Source organism: Haloferula sp. A504 (assembly GCF_044385805.1).
GTDB lineage: Bacteria > Verrucomicrobiota > Verrucomicrobiia > Verrucomicrobiales > Akkermansiaceae > Haloferula.
Genome location: NZ_JBISBU010000035.1, coordinates 1 through 17,330, shown reverse-complemented (window position 1 = coordinate 17,330; position 17,330 = coordinate 1). Strand labels below are relative to the sequence as shown.

Below are 17,330 nucleotides of genomic sequence, written 5' to 3'. Positions count from 1 at the left end.
GGTCGCCCGGCGAGCAATTCCCGCGCCGCGAATCGGCATTGGCGCGAAGCCGGGCGGGGGTCGCTTGCCTTGAATGGGATCGATGAAAAAACACGCGACCCTGGAGGCCAATGAGGCCGTGGCATCTGTCGCCTGCCGGCTGAGCGAGACGATCGCGATCTACCCGATCACCCCGTCCTCGCCGATGTCCGAGTTTGCCGACGTGTTCGAAACCCGGAACCAGAAGAACATCTGGGGGGCGACCCCGCGGGTGGTCGAGATGCAGAGCGAGGGCGGAGCCAGTGCGGTCTGCCACGGGACGCTTCAGTCCGGCTGCCTCTCGACGACCTTCACCTCGTCCCAGGGACTGCTGCTGATGATTCCCGCGATGTACAAGATCGCCGGCGAACTGACCCCTTTCGTGATGCATGTGGCCGCGCGTTCCCTGGCGACCCACGCGCTGTCGATTTTCGGCGACCACTCCGATGTCATGGCGGTGCGACAGACCGGCTTCTCGCTGCTCGCCTCGGCCTCGGTCCAGGAAGCCCACGATTTCGCCGCCATCGCGCATGCGGTCAGCCTGACCACCCGGGTGCCCTTCCTTCACTTCTTCGACGGCTTCCGCACCTCGCACGAGGTCCAGAAGATTGAGACGCTCGGAGACGAGGTGCTCGAGGACCTTGTCGACAACGAGGCCCGGCTGGCCTTCTACCGCCGGGCACTCACGCCGGATGCCCCCAGCGTGCGCGGCACGGCGATGAATCCCGACGGGCACTTCCAGGCCCGCGAGGCATGCAACCTTTTCCACGCGGCCGTGCCGGGGCAGGTGCAGGCGGCCTTCGACCGCTTCGCCAAGCTGACCGGGCGTCAGTACAAGCTCTTCGACTACACGGGGCACCCCGAGGCGGAGAAGGTCCTCATCGTGATGGCCTCCGGCGGGGAAACGGTGGATGAAACCGTGAAGCACCTCAGCGCGCAGGGCGAGAAGGTCGGCGCAATCCGCGTGCGGCTCTATCGTCCCTTCGACGAGGAGGCGCTGCTCGCGGCACTGCCACCCACGGTGAAATCGATCGCCGTGCTCGACCGCACCAAGGAGCCCGGTGCTCCCGCCGAGCCGCTGCACCTCGATGTGGTCGCCGCGCTCAGCGAGGCCCGGGAAACCGGTCGGCTGCCTTTCGACATGCCATCGGTGATCGGCGGTCGCTACGGGATTTCCTCGAAGGAATTCACGCCGGCGATGGTCAAGGGGGTCATCGACGAACTCGACAAGCCCGAGCCGAAGCGCCGCTTCACGGTCGGGATCGAGGACGACGTCACCCACCTCTCGCTCGACTACGATCCTTCCTTCTCGATCGAGCCCGATACGGTCGTGCGCGCCGTCTTCTGGGGCCTCGGCTCGGACGGCACGGTCGGTGCCAACCGCAACTCGATCAAGATCATCGGCGAAGAGACCGAGAACTACGCCCAGGGCTACTTCGTCTTCGACTCGAAGAAGTCCGGCGGCGTGACGGTCTCGCACCTGCGCTTCGGCCCGGACCTGATCCGGGCACCCTATCTGGTCAGCAGTGCCAGCTTCGTCGCCTGCCATCAGTTCGGCTTCCTGGAGAAATACGACGTTCTCGAGGCCGCGGCGGAAGGGGCCACCGTGCTGCTCAATGCGGCCTACGCCCCGGACAAGCTGTGGGACAAGCTGCCGCTCGAGGCGCGCCAGGCGATCGTCCAGAAGAAGCTCAAGGTTCACACCATCGATGCCTTTTCGGTGGCCACCGAAGCCGGCATGGGCGGCCGCATCAACACGGTCATGCAGACCTGCTTCTTCGCGCTGTCCGGCGTGCTGCCGCGCGACGAGGCGATCGCCAAGATCCAGGACGCGATCAAGAAGACCTACTCGAAGAAGGGCGACGAGATCGTCCGCCGGAACTTTGCGGCGGTCGACATGGCCCTGCAGCACCTCCACGAGGTCCCGATCCCCGGCACGCTCGACGGGGAGCCGCGGGCCGCATCGGTGCCCGAGGATGCGCCCGACTTTGTCAAGCGCGTCACCTCGGTGATGATGGAAGGCAAGGGCGACCTGCTGCCGGTCTCGGCCTTCCCCGTGGACGGCGTCTGGCCGACCGACACCACCAAGTGGGAGAAGCGCGCGATTGCCCGCGAAATCCCGGCTTGGGATCCGGACGTGTGCATTCAGTGCAACAAGTGCGTGATGGTCTGCCCGCACGCCGCGATCCGCGCGAAGTTCTACGAGAAGGACGTGCTGGCGGATGCGCCGGAGACCTTCAAGTCGGCCGACTTCAAGATGCGCGAGTTCAAGGGCGCGGCCTACACCATTCAGATCGCGCCCGAGGATTGCACCGGCTGCAAGCTGTGCGTGACCGTCTGCCCGGCGAAGAATCGCAAGGAGCCGAAGCTCAAGGCGATCAACATGACCGGCCTCGACGAGATCCGGGCCACCGAGCGGGAGAACTACGACTTCTTCCTCAACACGATCCCCGATCCCGATCGCTCCAAGCTCAATCACGGCGAGGTGAAGTCGTCGCAGTTCCTGCGTCCGCTCTTCGAATACTCCGGCGCCTGTGCCGGCTGCGGGGAAACGCCCTATCTCAAACTGGTCAGCCAGCTCTTCGGCGACCGCACGATGATCGCCAACGCGACGGGTTGTTCCTCCATCTACGGCGGAAACCTGCCGACCACACCGTATGCGAAGGACGCGCAGGGCCGCGGTCCGGCCTGGGCCAACTCGCTGTTCGAGGACAATGCCGAGTTCGGCTTCGGCATGCGCTTCGCAGTCGATCAGAAAACCGAGTATGCCCGCAGCCTGCTGGCCGGCCTCGCTCCCGAGATCGGTGACGACCTGGTGCGTGACATTCTCGAGGCCGACCAGTCCGAGGAGACCGGCATCGACGCCCAGCGCGACCGGGTCAAGGCGCTTCGAGCCAAGCTGTCCAGCTGCTCGAGCCACGAGGCGGTGACGCTCAAGGAACTCGCCGACTACCTGGTCAAGAAGTCGGTTTGGATCGTCGGTGGCGACGGCTGGGCCTACGACATCGGCTACGGCGGCCTCGACCACGTGCTGGCGCAGGGTCGCGACGTCAACGTGCTGGTGCTCGACACCCAGGTCTACTCGAACACCGGAGGCCAGGCCTCGAAGGCCACGCCGATCGGTGCCGCCGCCAAGTTCGCCGCGAGCGGCAAGGGCAGCGCGCCGAAGGAACTCGGCCTCATGGCCATGCAGTACGGAAACGTCTACGTCGCCCGGGTCGCCATGGGCTCCAAGGACAGCCAGGTGGTCAAGGCGCTGCGCGAGGCGGAGTCCTGGCCCGGCCCGTCGCTGGTCATCGCCTACAGCCACTGCATCGCGCACGGCTTCGACCTGTCGCTGGGCATGGAGCAGCAGAAGCTGCTGGTGAATTCCGGCCTGTGGACGCTGTTCCGCTACGATCCACGCCGTATCTCCGAAGGACAGCCGCCACTGGTGCTCGATTCCAAGGAGCCGAAGGTCAAGACCGCCGACTTCATGCGCAACGAGACCCGCTTCCGGATGATCGAGAAAATGAATCCCGAGCGCTTCAAGATGCTGGCCGACGAGGCACAGGAGAGTGCGCTTCATCGCTGGAAACTCCTCGAACAGATGGCGGCCATCCATTTCCCGGAGGAAGGCGCCGTCACCACTGCCGAAGACGACGAATGAACGGAGCGCGGACCCTCCTGGCCACCGTAGCCTTGGTCCAGGAGGCAGTCTGCATCCCATCCCCAAACACCCCGACCATGAACCTCGAAACCAACTATCTCGGCCTTCCACTCAGCCATCCCATCCTGCCGGGTGCCGGACCCCTCGGTTGTGATGCCGCCCACGCGCGTCAACTGGAGGACGCGGGAGCCCCGTGCATCATCATGAACTCGCTTTTCGAGGAGCAGATCGTTAGGGAGCAGCGCGCCGCCTTCGCCGCGGTCGACGAGGCCGAGGAAAGCTTCGCCGAAGCGCTGAGCTACCTGCCCGAGCCCGAGGACTACCGTCTCGGCCCCGACGACTATCTCTCGACGATCACCCAGATCAAGGCGGCGGTGGATGTGCCGGTAATTGCCTCGGTCAACGGGATCAGCCCCGACGGCTGGCGCGAGTATCCCCGGCTGATCGCCGCGGCCGGTGCCGATGCGCTGGAGGTCAACCTCTACCATCTCGCTTCCGATCCGCACGAAAGCGCGGCCGATGTCGAGGCCCGCCTGCTGGAGTCGGTCAAGGCCGCCCGCGAAGGCATCGACATTCCGATCGCGGTGAAGTTGTCGCCCTTCTTCACCTCGATCCCGCACTTCGTGGCCCGGCTTGAGGAGATCGGCGTGCAGGCCGTGGTCCTGTTCAACCGCTTCTACCAGCCGGACATCGACATCGAGGAACTCAGCACCGAGTCGACGCTGCGGCTTTCCGACCCATCGGAGCTCACGCTCCGCCTGCGCTGGCTGGCGATCCTCCACGGCCGGACCAACCTCGAGTTGTCCCTGAGCGGCGGTGTCCACTCGGCCAACGACGTGATCAAGGGGCTGATGGCGGGCGCGACCACCGTGCAGACCGTCTCCGGCCTGCTGCACCACGGGATCCACCACCTGCGCACCCTGCTCGACGACTTCCGCTACTGGCTGGCGGAGCACGAGTACAAGGACCTTGAGGATCTCCGCGGCTGCATGAGCCACCGCAACGCCCCCGATCCCGAGGCCATCGAGCGCGGCAACTACGCCATGGTGCTCAACAGCTGGACGACGGGCTGAGGGCTGCCACCGGATGCCGCCCAGGTCGGCAGGTCGGGGATCCCGCCTTCGCTCTGCGAAACAGGGCGGGCGCTGGGTATCCGGGCGCAGGAGTCGTGAATTCTCCGGCTCCTGCCGTCGGGACCCATCGGGTCATTTGACCCATACGCAGTCAGAGCGGTATTGGCCCAGCTCCCGGCCGGCGAAAGACGGTTGCGCGGGAGACGTAGGGATGGCACTTCATGTTGAGTCTTATGATCCCGGCCCGCATTTCTTCTGCCCTCGGGCTGATCGCCCTCGCCGCGCCTCAAACAGCGAGGGGCGAGGTGGACTTCGCCCATGAGGTGGTGCCGCTGCTCCAGAAGCACTGCGTCGAGTGCCACGGGGGGGACGAGTCGAAGGGCGGGTTTTCGCTGAACGACCGTGGGATCTTTCTCGATGCCGATGTCGTCGAACTCGGCAAGCCGCAGGATTCGTATCTGATCGAGTTGCTGCGCACCGACTTCGAGGACGAACGGATGCCGCCGCCGAAGAAGCAGGCGGATCCGCTGCCCGAGGAGGAGATCCGGGTCTTCGAGCGCTGGATTGCGGCCGGCCTGCCCTGGGAGCCGGGTTTCAGCTTTGCCGGTGACCGCTACGAGGCCCCGCTCAAGCCCCGCCGGCCGGAGCTGCCGGCCGGGCCGGCCGATGCGCATCCGATCGATCTGCTGCTGGGCAAATGGTTCGAGGAGAACGGGGTCGAGCCACCGCACCCCTTGGACGATTCCGCGTTCCTGCGCCGGGTGTCCTTCGATCTGATCGGCCTGCCGCCGACACCGGAAGAGCTGGCGGAGTTTCTCTCCGATGACTCGCCCGACAAACGTCAGTCGGCGATCCATGATCTGCTCGGCCGCCATACCGACTACGCCGATCACTGGCTGACCTTCTGGAACGACCTGCTGCGCAATGCCTACGACGGCACCGGATTCATCACCGGCGGGCGCACCCGCATCACCGGTTGGCTCTACGGTGCCCTCCACACGAACCGTCCCTACGATGAGTTCGTCCGCGAGCTGGTGGCTCCCGGGAAGGAGGCGCGCGGATTCATCGACGGCATCCAGTGGCGCGGCGAGGTGAACTCCAGCCAGACCAAGGCGATCCAGTTTTCGCAGAACGTCTCGCAGGTGTTTCTCGGCATCAACATGAAGTGCGCGTCGTGCCACGACAGCTTCGTCGACCAGTGGAAGCTGGAGGATGCCTACAGCCTGGCGGCGATCTACTCGAACGAACCGCTGGAGCTGCATCGCTGCGACAAGCCGACCGGCGAGAAGGCGCTCGCCAGGTGGATCTACCCCGAGCTGGGCGACATCGATGCGAGCGCTCCGCGCGACGAGCGCCTGAAGCAGCTCGCCGACCTGATCGTGCATCCGGAGAACGGGCGGACGGCGCGGACGATCGTCAACCGCCTGTGGCAGCGGCTGATGGGGCGCGGCATCGTCGATCCCGTCGATGCCATGGACACCGAGCCCTGGAATGTCGACCTGCTCGACTACCTGGCGACGCGACTGGTGGACGAGGACTACGACCTCAAGGCCATCCTCGAGTTGATCGTGACTTCGGAGATCTACCAGAGCCGCAGCGTGAACGTCGCCGAGGAATCCAAGCAGGGCGAGTTCCGGGGGCCGGTGATGAAGCGCCTCACGGCGGAGCAGTTTGTCGATGCGGTGAGCCGGGTGACGGGCAGTTGGCCCCAGGCACCCAAGGGGGGGAAGAAAGGGCCGCAGACGCTTGAAGTCGTGGCCAAGGCTCGCGGGCTCGGAAAATGGGAGGGTCCGGTGCGCGCGTCGCTGCGCGGACTCGATGCGTTCCAGGCCGCGCTCGGCCGTCCGAACCGCGACCAGGTCGTCTCCACGCGTCCGGACCTGCTTTCCACCCTCGAGGCGATCCACCTCGCCAATGGACCGGAGTTCGCCTCGATGCTGCGCGAGGGCGCGGCCGCACTGCTCGCGACCAAGAAACCGGCGGACGAACTTGTCGATCACGTCTATCTTGCCGCGCTCGGGCGTCGCCCGGATGAGGGGGAGAAGGCCGTGGCGGTCGGCATGCTCGGTGAGGGCACCGCCGAAGAAGGTCTCGCCGACTTCCTTTGGACCGTCTTTGTGCAACCTGAGTTCTTCTACATCCAATGAGTGACCGGAATTCATCTGATTGGCTCGATGCGTCGCGTCCGGACTGGTCGCGCCGCGAGTTCCTTCGTCGTCTGGCGGCGGGGTCGGCCTTCACACTGGCGGGCGGCGCGCCGCTGCTGCGTGCCGAGGACGAGGTCGAGCATCCGGCGGCGCGGGCCGACTCCTGCATCCTGATTTGGATGGCGGGTGGCATGGCTTCGCCGGAAACCTTCGATCCCAAGGCCTACCTGCCCTTCGAGGTGGGCACGCCGGTGGAGAAAATCATCAGCACCTTTCCGGCGATCGACACCTCGGTCGACGGGCTGCAGATCTCTGCCGGCCTGCCGGAGATCGCCAAGGTCATGGATCGCGGCACGCTGATCCGCTCGCACGTGCAGCCCGACCTCGGCAGCATTCTGCACTCGCGCCACCAGTACCACTGGCACACCGGCTACGTGCCGCCGCAGACGGTCGCGGCGCCGCACATCGGGGCTTGGATGGCCAAGGTGCTTGGCCCGCGCAACGAGGTGATGCCGCCTTTCATCAACATCGGCCAGCGCCTCGAGGGCATCGGCGAAAGCCAGGAGATCAAGGCCTTCACGACCGGCGGCTTTTTCGGCTCCGAGTTCGCTCCCTTCAATCTGCCCTATCCGGAAAAGGCGGCCGAGGCGGTGCGCCCGCCCGACGGCATGGGCCCTGATCGTTTCGCCCGCCGCTACAGGGCGCTCAAGCAGATGCTCGAGCATTCGCCGAAGGGGGAGGGCCTCAGCGATTACCATCAGGAGTCGATGCTGCGTTCGCTCGACGCCGCTCACCGCCTGCTCGGCTCGCCGAAGCGCCAGGCCTTCGACCTGGCTCGGGAGAAGCCGGAGATCCTCGAGGAATACGACACCGGTCGCTTCGGCCGTGGCTGTCTACTGGCGCGCCGCTTGGTGGAGGAGGGCGCGCGCTTCGTCGAGGTCACGACCGAGTATGTCCCCTTCCTTCACTGGGACACCCACGAGAACGGGCACAAGACCTACGAGCGTCTGCACGCGGAAATCGACCGCCCGATCGCCCGCCTGATCCGCGATCTCGAGGAGCGGGGAATGCTCGACCGCACGCTGGTGGTGATCGCCTCGGAATTCAGCCGCGACATGATGATCGAGGGCGTGCCCGGCTCGACCGCGAAGGACCAGTCGCGCGCCAAGACCGACGTCATCAAGGAGATGAAGCACTACGGCCTGCACCGCCATTTCACCGGCGGCAGCTCGGTCGCGATGTTCGGCGGTGGGATGAAGAAGGGCTTCGTTTATGGCCGGACCGCCGACGAGCGTCCGTGCCTGGCGGTGGAGAACCCGGTTTCCATCACCGATCTGCACGCCAGCCTCTTCACGGCCATGGGCATCAGTCCCAAGACCGTCTTCGACATCGAGCGCCGGCCCTTCTACGCGACCGAGGACGGCAAGGGCAAGGCGGTGATGGACCTGTTCGCTTGAGGTCGGGCTTGGAGCTGATGGTGGTGCGGCCCGGAGGAGGCAGCTCCTGGACTGCGGCGATTCATCGCCGCTCTGGCGAAGCAATTCATTGCGAAGCCGGGTGGCCGATGAAGCCGATGGCACAGGCACTCCCCGGCGCTGAAGCGCCTGCCGAGAGCGGCGCTGAAGCGCAGCAGTCTAGATCCCCCACCCATCGCGGATCTGGAAATGGACTCGCAAGTGGCTTTTTCCCTGACGCCTGCGGAGTCTTTTGCAAGCTTCTCCCACGTCCCCATGAAACGCACCACCTGCTTCCTGCTCGCCCTCCTCGGTCTGGCCGAGTTCTCCCACGCCGCCCCCGAATCCACCCCCGAGACCCGCCTGATCTGGACCGACGAGCCGCTTTCGTTGCTCGACGAGGGGGGGAACCCCCGCCGCCGGGGCAAGTGGTCGCAGTTCGTCTATCCGATCGGCAACGGGCGGCTCGGGGCGACCATCTTCGGCGGCCCGGCCGAGGAGCGCATCCAGTTCAACGAGGACTCGGTGTGGGTCGGCAACGAGGACAACACCGGCGGCTACCAGCCCTTCGGCGACATCTATCTGGAAATGCCGCATGCCGAGTTCTCGGATTACCGGCGCCAGCTCGATATCAGCCGGGCGATCCACACGATCTCCTACAAGTCGGGCGGGGTGACCTACAAGCGGGAGTATTTCTCAAGCTATCCGGACCAGGTGATGGTGATGCGCTTCACCGCCGACAAGCCCGGCTCGCTCAGCGGTCGGGTCTTTCTCGACAACGACCACGAGCTGCCCATGACCGTCGAAGGTGAGGACCTCGTGCTCAAGGGCGACACCAGCGGGTTCTGGTGGTGGCAGCAGCAACTGGTCAACGAGAAGAAGCTGCTCGCCGACCGGAAATACGCGTCTCCCGAGAACATCGACCTCGATCTCGAGGCCCGCTGCCGGGTGCTGCACGAGGGTGGTGCCGTCAAGGCCGAGGGCGCGGCGATGATTTTCGAGGATTGCGACGCGCTCACGCTGATTCTTTCCGCCGATACCAACTACGTGAACGAGCGCGAGAAGGGGTGGACCGGCCCGCATCCGCACGAGCGCGTGCTCGGCTGGCTCGACGCCGCGGCGAAGAAGCCGTATACCACCCTGCTCGCCGACCATCTTGCCGACTACCAGGCGCTCTACGGGCGGGTTGCCATCGACCTCGGGGAAACCCCGGAGGCATTGACTTCGCTCAAGACCTCCGAGCGGGTCGAGAGATACAAGCAGGAGGTGAAGACAAGCGGCTACGGAAACGTGACCGACCACGACCTTGAGGAGTTGCTCTATCAGTACGCCCGCTACCTGATCATCAGCTCGTCTCGCCCGGGTCACGGCGGACTCCCGGCGAACCTGCAGGGGCTGTGGCTCATCGACCGCCGGCCGCCGTGGCGCTGCGACTACCACACCGACATCAACGTCCAGATGTGCCACTGGCTCACCGGACCGTCGAACCTGACCGAGTGCTTCGTGCCGCTGGCCGAGTGGATCGATTCGATCCGCGAGGTTCGCAAGGAGGAAACCCGGCGCGTGTTCGATGCCGAGCGTGGCTGGCTGATGCGTAGCGAGAACAACGTCTTCGGCGGCTCGACCTGGCACGTCCAGAAGGGCGATTCGGCCTGGCTGTGCCAGAGCCTCTGGGACCACTACGCCTTCACCCGGGACAAGGAATACCTGAAGAACTACGCCTACCCGATCATGAAGGAAATCAGCGAGTTCTGGGTCGATCACCTCAAGGAGTTGCCGGACGGCACGCTGGTCGCACCCGAAGGGCGCTCGCCCGAACACGGTCCGGTGGGGGTCGATGGCGTGACCTATGACCAGCAGCTTTGCTGGGACCTCTTCACCAACATGATCGAGGCCAGCGAGGTGCTGGGGGTGGACGCTGAATACCGCGAGCAACTCCGAGCCAAGCGCGGGAAGCTGCTCGGCCCGCAGATCGGCAAGTGGGGCCAGTTGCAGGAGTGGATGGAGGACATCGATGACCCGAAGGGCACGCACCGCCACACCAATCACCTGATCGGCGTCTATCCCGGTCGCCAGATCAGCCCGACCGAGACCCCGAAGTTCGCCGAGGCGGCGAAGGTCAGCCTGAACGCCCGCGGCCACGGCCCGACCGGCTGGAGCAAGGCGTGGAAGATCAGCCTCTTCGCCCGGCTTTTCGAAGCCCGCAAGTCGTATGAGATCCTCACCGATCTGGTCGCTTCCAAGACTTATGGCAACCTGTGGATGACCCACCCGCCATTCCAGATCGACGGCAATTTCGGCTACGCCGCCGGGGTCAACGAGATGCTGCTCCAGTCGCAGACCGGAGAGATTCATCTGCTGCCGGCGGTTCCGGACGCCTGGTCCGATGGCAGCGTCCACGGCATGCTCGCGCGTGGTGACTTCGAGGTCGATATGGACTGGAAGGACGGCAAGTTGACCAAGGCGGTGATCCGAGCTGGCAGCAACAGTCCGGGGAAATGCGTGGTGCGCTACGGGGGGAAGACCGTGACGCTGGAGCTCCAGCCGGGCACCGAGAAGACCCTCACCCCCGACTCGTTCTGATACCTCGCTGGCGCGAGTAAGCCAACCGTCCGAGTCATCATGATCATGACCCGCCTGTTCTTCCTTGTCGTCTTTCTCGTCCATGTGCCGGTGCTCGCCGCCGGAAGACCCAACGTCGTCTTCATTCTCGGCGATGACCAGGGATGGGCGGACTACGGATTCATGGGGCATTCCGTGATCCGGACCCCGCACCTCGACAAGCTTGCCGACCGCAGCCTGGTGTTTGGCCACGGTTACGTGGCCGCACCCTTGTGCCGCCCCTCGTTGGCCTCGATGGCGACCGGCTTGTTCCCCTTCCAGCACGGCGTGACCGGCAACGATGTTGATGGGATGAATCGCCGGGCCGAGCTGGATGGGCCGGTGAAGGAGGAATTCCACCGGCATCCGAGTTTCATCAAGGCGCTCACCGCCGCCGGGTATCTCGCCCACCAGTCCGGCAAGTGGTGGGAGGGGGCGTATGCCGATGGTGGGTTCACCCACGGCATGACCCACGGCGATCCGAAGCGCGGCGGACGGCACGGCGACGCCGGGCTGGAAATCGGCCGCGCGGGCATGAAGCCGGTCACCGACTTCATCGACCACGCCGTCGCCGAGGAGAAGCCGTTCCTGCTGTGGTATGCGCCCTTCCTTCCCCACACCCCGCACAACCCGCCGGAACGTCTGCTGAAAAAATACCGCGGAGAGGGCCGGCCGATGGATGAAGCGAAGTATTTCGCGATGTGCGAATGGTTCGACGAAACCTGCGGGGAACTCCTCGGCCACATCGAAAAGAAGGGCCAGACCGGCAACACGCTGGTCCTCTTCATCTGCGACAACGGTTGGGCACCGCGCAGCCGCAATGCCGGGGATCCGAACCAGAAGCTCTGGAGCGGCTTCGCGCTGCGCTCGAAGGGCTCACCGTACGAGAACGGCATTCGCAGTCCGGTCCTGGTGTCATGGCCGGGCCGGGTAGAACCGGGGAGGTCGGACGACTTCGCCCATGCGATCGATCTGTTTCCGACCATCGCGGCTGCCGCCGGTGTGGAGGCACCGGAGGACCTGCCGGGCCTCGACCTCCTCGATGCCGATGCCCGCGGAGAACGCGAGCGGGTCTTCGGGGTGACCCACTCGATCCACAACATGACGCCCGGAGACCCGGGGGACACCCTGCAGTATGAGTGGTGTGTCGGGCGCGATTGGAAGCTCATCCTCCGCCATGCCGGAAAGGACACGACGAAGTATCGCAACCTCCACGCGTGGGACAGCGCACCGGCCCACCTCTATCAGATCCGGGAAGATCCCGGTGAGAAGCACGATCTCGCGGAGGAGAAACCCGGGGTGGTGGAGCGGCTCAAGAATGAGATCGCCGCCTGGAGGAAGCGGCTGGCGGAGCCGGGGGAGTGAGAAAGGGAAAGCGGTTCAACCTTCCGATCAGGGCGGCAGATCAGGTCAAAGATATTGTACGAGTCGACGGGAGCGATGGGGACCTCCTAAAGGAGGAACTACGAACGCGGAAGTCGGGCTGGAAGGGTCTGATTGGGGTTTCAGACTTCCTCCGCTTTGAGCCAGCGGAAGCTCACCACCTCGAAGCGGCGGCCGAACTCGGTGTCGCCGGGTGTCCTCGGCTTCGGATTGAGTCCGTCGGGTCCGGGCTCCAGTGGTTCGGGCGTGCGTTGGACGACGGCCTCGCACCAGGCGCGGGCGAGGATGTTCCCCTGCGGGTCGCGGGCGTCGCCGTAGGCCCGGATGACGAATGAGTCGGACCGCACCGTGATCGACGGAGCGAGCACTTGGAGCAGGTCGCCCTGCGTGAGGAAGCCGGGGGCGCCCCATGCCATCGTCCCGGGCTTGAGCGTCTGCTCGAGCCGGGTGGGATCCTCGATGTTGTCCGGGTGCACGTAGTCTTCGAGCGATTCGTCGTTCTCGATGGGAAGCGCGTCGACGAACGCCTGGTTGAGCCCGGAGGCATCGATAGCCGCCTGCAGCGCTCCCTTGCGGCCGGTTTCGTCGTTGTGCAGCCGGCGGTTCACGAAGTCGGACATCGAGAGAAAGGGTCCGCGCAACTTCACCTGTTCGACGATGGCCTCGGCGAGGCGCTCGATTTCCTCGTCGCTGAGGCTGCGAAATCCGTTCCACGCCTCGTCGGACAGGCCCGCGCTGCCATTGGTGACCTCCCGGTCGGCGGCCAGCAACCGGCGGAACGGACTGGATTCGTCGTCATCGCGGGTGGCGGCGAGCACGGCCTTCCACGCCTCGACGCGGGTGGAGTTCACATTGAAGGCGCCCTCGACCATGAGGTGGCGGGCGGCGCGGTGGAAGTCGAGCTCGGCGGGGTCGGAGGGGGCGGTTCCGGCGAGGATCATCCGGCCGTTTGGCAACGGCTGGGCAGCCGGGTCTGCGAGGAAGGCCGACTTCTGTCTGCGGTCGCCGCCGGAGACGAAGTAGGCGTCCCACAGCGCGTGGTTCACTTCGTAGGAGAGGTCGTAGACCAGCTGCCGCTCTCCCGGAAGGCCCTGCAGCAGGGCCCGTCCCTGCTTGGCCCAGGCGTCGCGGTTGTCGGAGCGTTCGCCATCGGACGACCAGCCGATCGCGTTCGGATCGAATCCGCCGTAGTCATCGTCGTCGCGGGATGGTGGCACGGTGCGGTCGAGACCGTCGTAGCCGAGGCGGGGGTCGGCGAGCGAGTTGCCGAAGGCGAAGGACGGGTGCCAGACGAGCTCTGAGAGCTTGGCGCTCTGGAGCTGGCCGAGCGAGAGGATGCCGGTCTCGCGCCGCGGCAGCTCGAAGAGGATGTGCCGATCGAGCCCCTCCTGCGGCGGTCCGAAGGGGTTGCCGTGGTAGCGACCGTTCTGGAAGCGGGGAGTCTGGGCGTCCCAGCCGACGGCTTCGTCGTAGAGATCGCGCGTGTAGGCACCGAAGAACCACGGGCCGCCACCGCTGCTGTTCGAGCCTCGGGTCGGCAGGCTGCCGGCGAGGTTCTCCCACGGGTTGCGGACGGCATAGGAAGCGCGCGGGTTCCAGGTGGCGAACAGCGCCTCCTGGAAGAAGGCCTCGTTGCCGGACATCGGGCCGGCGTTGACCAGGTTGGACCGGTGTTCCTCGAACCACCTCAGCCGCAGGCCCTGGCGGGTGCGGACGTCGGGCGGAAGGGTGGCTCGCGGATTCAGGCGATCGAGCAGCTCGATGTCCATCCGGCTCTGGTCGTCCCACGCGATCCTTGGCTCCTTGCCGGCACCGAATTGAAGCGAGCCGGAGAGGTAAGAGAGTTGGGGGAGGTTGTCGAAGTGATGGTCCGGGGAATACTGTGAATCGCCTCCATACCCTTCCGTCGCTTCGGCAGTGCCAAACACGATTGGTCGTGCGTCCCCAAGTTGCTTCATCACGACGCGGGTGTCATCGGCCTGGTTCTCGATGCCTCCCCACAGCCCCAGCCACCAGAAGGGGGTTGGCGCGTACCAGTATTGGGTTGGTTGATGCTCAACTCCGCCGCCGATGTCGGATCCAGAGACATAGAAGCTGCGGGAAGGATCTGGTGACACCTCGCAACTTAGCTCGTTTGCCGCGAGGTCGTAAGGGCCTGGGCGGTAGGTGCTGAGCGCGTCGTATTCGGCGGATCGGGCCGGGGAAAAGACCAGGCACTCGCCGGGACCGAAGGTCGTCTTGGGCACCGAGAAATAGTAGGAGCCCATGTAGGGATCGTGGTAATCATCCGAGGCGAGGAGGGCCGCCAGGCTACCATCCGCAAAATTGGTGCTGCGACCTCCCTCGAACGAAATCCAGGCCAATCGTTGTCCGAAGTTGTTGGTCGTCCACATCTCCTGACGCCCGTTGCCCTGGATCATCAAGATGGCGGGCTCGAACTCGAGCTCCACGTTGTAGGGGTTCCAGAGGACGACCCGCGGATAGATATGGTGCCGGAGCTGGTAGGCGACGTCGTCTTCCGGGTCCTGGGGCACGGTCTCGAAGGTGCTGATCTGCATGTAGTTCGAGGCTTCGACCAGGATCGGCTGGAGGTTCGCACGACGGGTGTCGCTGAGTCGGGCCGGGTTCTCGTTGGCGAGGGCGTAGTCTTCGCTGTCGGGATCCTCGACCGTTTCCGGACTGACCGTCGCCACATCGTTGCCGGTCCAGGTGACGGCGGAGGATGCCCAGTCGCGAAGCAGGCCCATGGTCGGACCTGCGGGCCGGAGCCCGGCGCCGTCGAGCTGTGCCAGCATGGGGGTTTCGTCGTCGATGCCCGGCAGCCCCCTGTAGCCGGGGACGCTGCCGTCGCTCTCGAACCACGAGCTGAGGTCACGCTTGAGACCGCCGTCGAGGACATTGGCCTGCACGGCTCGTGAGTGGATGGTGAAATCGTGGAAATGGCGGCGTGGCCAGGCCGTCCCCGCCGCCAGGTCGACCGAGCGGCTGCTCACGAAACGGGCGCGTTCCGAATCCCCGACATCGAGTCCTTCGCCGATGAGTTCGGGTGAGTTGCCCCGGCCTGTCACCAGGCCGTAGCGCGCACGGGTCTCACCGCCCGCGGCATGGGGGTCGTAGAGGGCGACGTCGGCCCGCTGGCTCAGGTCGCCGGTCCACCACGCCATCGCCCCCGGGTGGTCGCCGGTGATTTCGACCAGAGGAGCCGAGACGCGGGCGTCGACCTCATCGCCGACGGAACCCTCCGCCACGAGATCGATGCGTGCCGACGGGGAGGTTCCGGGACGGGCGCCGCCGCTGACCAGCCAGGCCCTGGCATTTTCCTTCGCGCTCCAATCGGCTTCGACGCGCCGGTCGACCCAGCTGCCGGTGTCCGGGTCCCGGGACCACCACGATTCGTTGTCCGGGTTGGTGGACGACCAGACGCCGGTCCAGTGGATGTCCGATTCGCCCTCGAGGAGGTCCGCCGGGGCACACACGCGCTGGTCCGGACCGAGTTCCACCTGGAGCTGGCCAATGGCCTGCTGCAGGGCGAGCCGTGCGTTGGCGCGGGCCTGTGTCTGGGCCTGCCCGGCGCCGGACGACCGGAGCTGGATGGTGGAAAGGGCCAGCATGCCGACGGCCAGCAGGCTGAGGAGCACCATCATCAGCACCGTGACGACGAGGGCAAAGCCCCGTCGCCGCCGATCTGCGGGTCGATGACAAACCTCAGAATGACGCATCACTTGGTAAATACACACGTGTGGCGGGGAACGCCACGATTTTTCGGCCTCTTGGAAGTCGGGTTCAGCCGCGCTGGCGGGCGGCGCGGGCCATTTCCTCGATCAGCACCAAGCATGCCGGGCCGGGCGGGGATTCGCGGCGGCATCCGACGGAGACGCAGACCGGCTCGGGTTGCGGTTCGATCTTCCGGAGCAGGATCCGATCCCCTGCGTCGTCGTGTCCCGCGACCAGGGCCAGGCCGAGGCCGCCCTCGACCGCCGTGCGCAGGCTCGTCCAGCCGTCGAATTCCCCGACGACCACGGGTTTGGCGCCGGAATCGCGCAGCAGCTCGCTCACCAGGCGCCAGTAGTCCGGATACTCGTCGCGCTGGTAGATCAGGAGTCGGGCACCATTGAGTTCCGCAAGCTGGAGCGGACCGGTTTTTCCGCTGGCGGCCGGTGTCGCGACCCGCCACGGCAGGCGCATCAGGGGACGCCATTCGATCGCCGATTCATCGCCACTGCCGGGCACGGTGACGATCAGATCGTAGGATCCGCTCCGCAGCCCGCATTTCATCTCGGTCGTCGAGGCGTCGAAGAGCTGGACACGGACCCCCGGGTGGAGCTGGGCGAAGCATTCCAGCGCCGGGCCGAGCATGGGACCGGCGAGGGAGGGGGCGTAGGCGACCCTGATCAACTCGCCCTTCGCCACTTCGCGGACCCGCTCGGCGATCCGCCCGGCGGTGGCCACCCAGGCCGCGCCGTCGCGGGCGAGGACTTCTCCGGCCGGCGTGAGCTCGATGGAATGCGCCGAGCGCTCGAGCAGGACGACCCCCAGTTCTTCCTCGAGTGCCTTGATCTGCCGGCTGATCGCCGAGGCGCTGAGATGGGTCCGCCCGGTGGCGGCGGTGATCGATCCTTCCTCGGCCACCGCGAGAAAGGAGCGCATCTGCCGGAAATCCATGGGCGGAATCCTGACCGGGCCGCCGCCGGGCTCAATCGGAAACTGTTGGACCTTGCGATGGCTTCCTACGGCGCGATTAGCGCTTCGATTTGCTTCTGCAGACGCTCGGTGATCTTGAGGATGGAGGCGTCGGGTTCCTCGATCTCCCGTGCCTCGGCCATTCGCTGCTTTGCGGCTCCAGCGTCTCCTGCCAGAGCCTCGATCAGTGACCGATGCAGCAGGACCTCCCGATAGATGGAAGGTTTGGTGGCCGCGCGAGATTTTTTCTGTAAATTGTGAAGAGGCACGGGGTTCTGGAGGTGGTTTGGAACGGTTGTTGGTTTCGGTGTTTGGCTCAGTTGTC

The 17,330-nt window shown here is 65.7% G+C and carries 9 protein-coding genes; 6 read left to right on the top strand and 3 right to left on the bottom strand.

The window, feature by feature from the left end; genetic code table 11:
* Window positions 1-82 precede the first annotated feature (82 nt).
* From nifJ to ACG2LG_RS15325, 6 genes are all read left to right on the top strand, one after another.
* Window positions 83-3,667 carry a pyruvate:ferredoxin (flavodoxin) oxidoreductase gene (nifJ, locus tag ACG2LG_RS15350; protein WP_396260412.1) on the top strand — a complete coding sequence of 1,195 codons (3,585 nt, stop codon included), beginning with the start codon at window positions 83-85 and terminating at the stop codon, window positions 3,665-3,667.
* Between the two features lie 77 nt (window positions 3,668-3,744).
* Window positions 3,745-4,740, top strand: coding sequence for a dihydroorotate dehydrogenase-like protein (locus ACG2LG_RS15345; RefSeq protein WP_396260411.1), 996 nt, complete (start codon window positions 3,745-3,747; stop codon window positions 4,738-4,740).
* A gap of 233 nt (window positions 4,741-4,973) precedes the next feature.
* Entirely contained in the window at window positions 4,974-6,887 is a 1,914-nt protein-coding gene (locus ACG2LG_RS15340; RefSeq protein ID WP_396260409.1) for a PSD1 and planctomycete cytochrome C domain-containing protein, read from the top strand.
* A complete protein-coding gene (locus tag ACG2LG_RS15335; RefSeq protein ID WP_396260407.1) occupies window positions 6,884-8,344 on the top strand; it encodes a DUF1501 domain-containing protein in 1,461 nt (486 codons plus the stop codon). The genes ACG2LG_RS15340 and ACG2LG_RS15335 overlap by 4 nt, the downstream gene beginning before the upstream one ends.
* 273 nt (window positions 8,345-8,617) lie before the next feature.
* Complete coding sequence (locus ACG2LG_RS15330; RefSeq protein ID WP_396260405.1) at window positions 8,618-10,924, top strand: glycosyl hydrolase family 95 catalytic domain-containing protein; 2,307 nt, start codon at window positions 8,618-8,620, stop codon at window positions 10,922-10,924.
* A 45-nt stretch (window positions 10,925-10,969) separates the two neighbouring features.
* Window positions 10,970-12,307, top strand: a complete 1,338-nt coding sequence (locus ACG2LG_RS15325) for a sulfatase (protein ID WP_396260403.1) — start codon at window positions 10,970-10,972, stop codon at window positions 12,305-12,307.
* A 140-nt stretch (window positions 12,308-12,447) separates the two neighbouring features.
* Here ACG2LG_RS15325 and ACG2LG_RS15320 read toward each other — a convergent pair whose 3' ends face one another.
* The 3 genes from ACG2LG_RS15320 to ACG2LG_RS15310 form a co-directional block, all read right to left on the bottom strand.
* Complete coding sequence (locus ACG2LG_RS15320) at window positions 12,448-16,047, bottom strand: hypothetical protein (RefSeq protein WP_396260402.1); 3,600 nt, start codon at window positions 16,045-16,047, stop codon at window positions 12,448-12,450.
* A 61-nt stretch (window positions 16,048-16,108) separates the two neighbouring features.
* Entirely contained in the window at window positions 16,109-16,972 is an 864-nt protein-coding gene (locus tag ACG2LG_RS15315; RefSeq protein ID WP_396260400.1) for a LysR family transcriptional regulator, read from the bottom strand.
* Window positions 16,973-17,052: 80 nt separating this feature from the next.
* Window positions 17,053-17,330, bottom strand: a 278-nt coding sequence (locus ACG2LG_RS15310) for a hypothetical protein (RefSeq protein WP_396260398.1), incomplete at its 5' end; no start/stop codon positions are given.

Coding starts and splice junctions, on each gene's coding strand:
- nifJ (WP_396260412.1), top strand. CDS start 83: ATGAAAAAACACGCGACCCTGGAGGCCAATGAGGCCGTGGCATCTGTC.
- ACG2LG_RS15345 (WP_396260411.1), top strand. CDS start 3,745: ATGAACCTCGAAACCAACTATCTCGGCCTTCCACTCAGCCATCCCATC.
- ACG2LG_RS15340 (WP_396260409.1), top strand. CDS start 4,974: ATGATCCCGGCCCGCATTTCTTCTGCCCTCGGGCTGATCGCCCTCGCC.
- ACG2LG_RS15335 (WP_396260407.1), top strand. CDS start 6,884: ATGAGTGACCGGAATTCATCTGATTGGCTCGATGCGTCGCGTCCGGAC.
- ACG2LG_RS15330 (WP_396260405.1), top strand. CDS start 8,618: ATGAAACGCACCACCTGCTTCCTGCTCGCCCTCCTCGGTCTGGCCGAG.
- ACG2LG_RS15325 (WP_396260403.1), top strand. CDS start 10,970: ATGACCCGCCTGTTCTTCCTTGTCGTCTTTCTCGTCCATGTGCCGGTG.
- ACG2LG_RS15315 (WP_396260400.1), bottom strand. CDS start 16,972: ATGCGCTCCTTTCTCGCGGTGGCCGAGGAAGGATCGATCACCGCCGCC.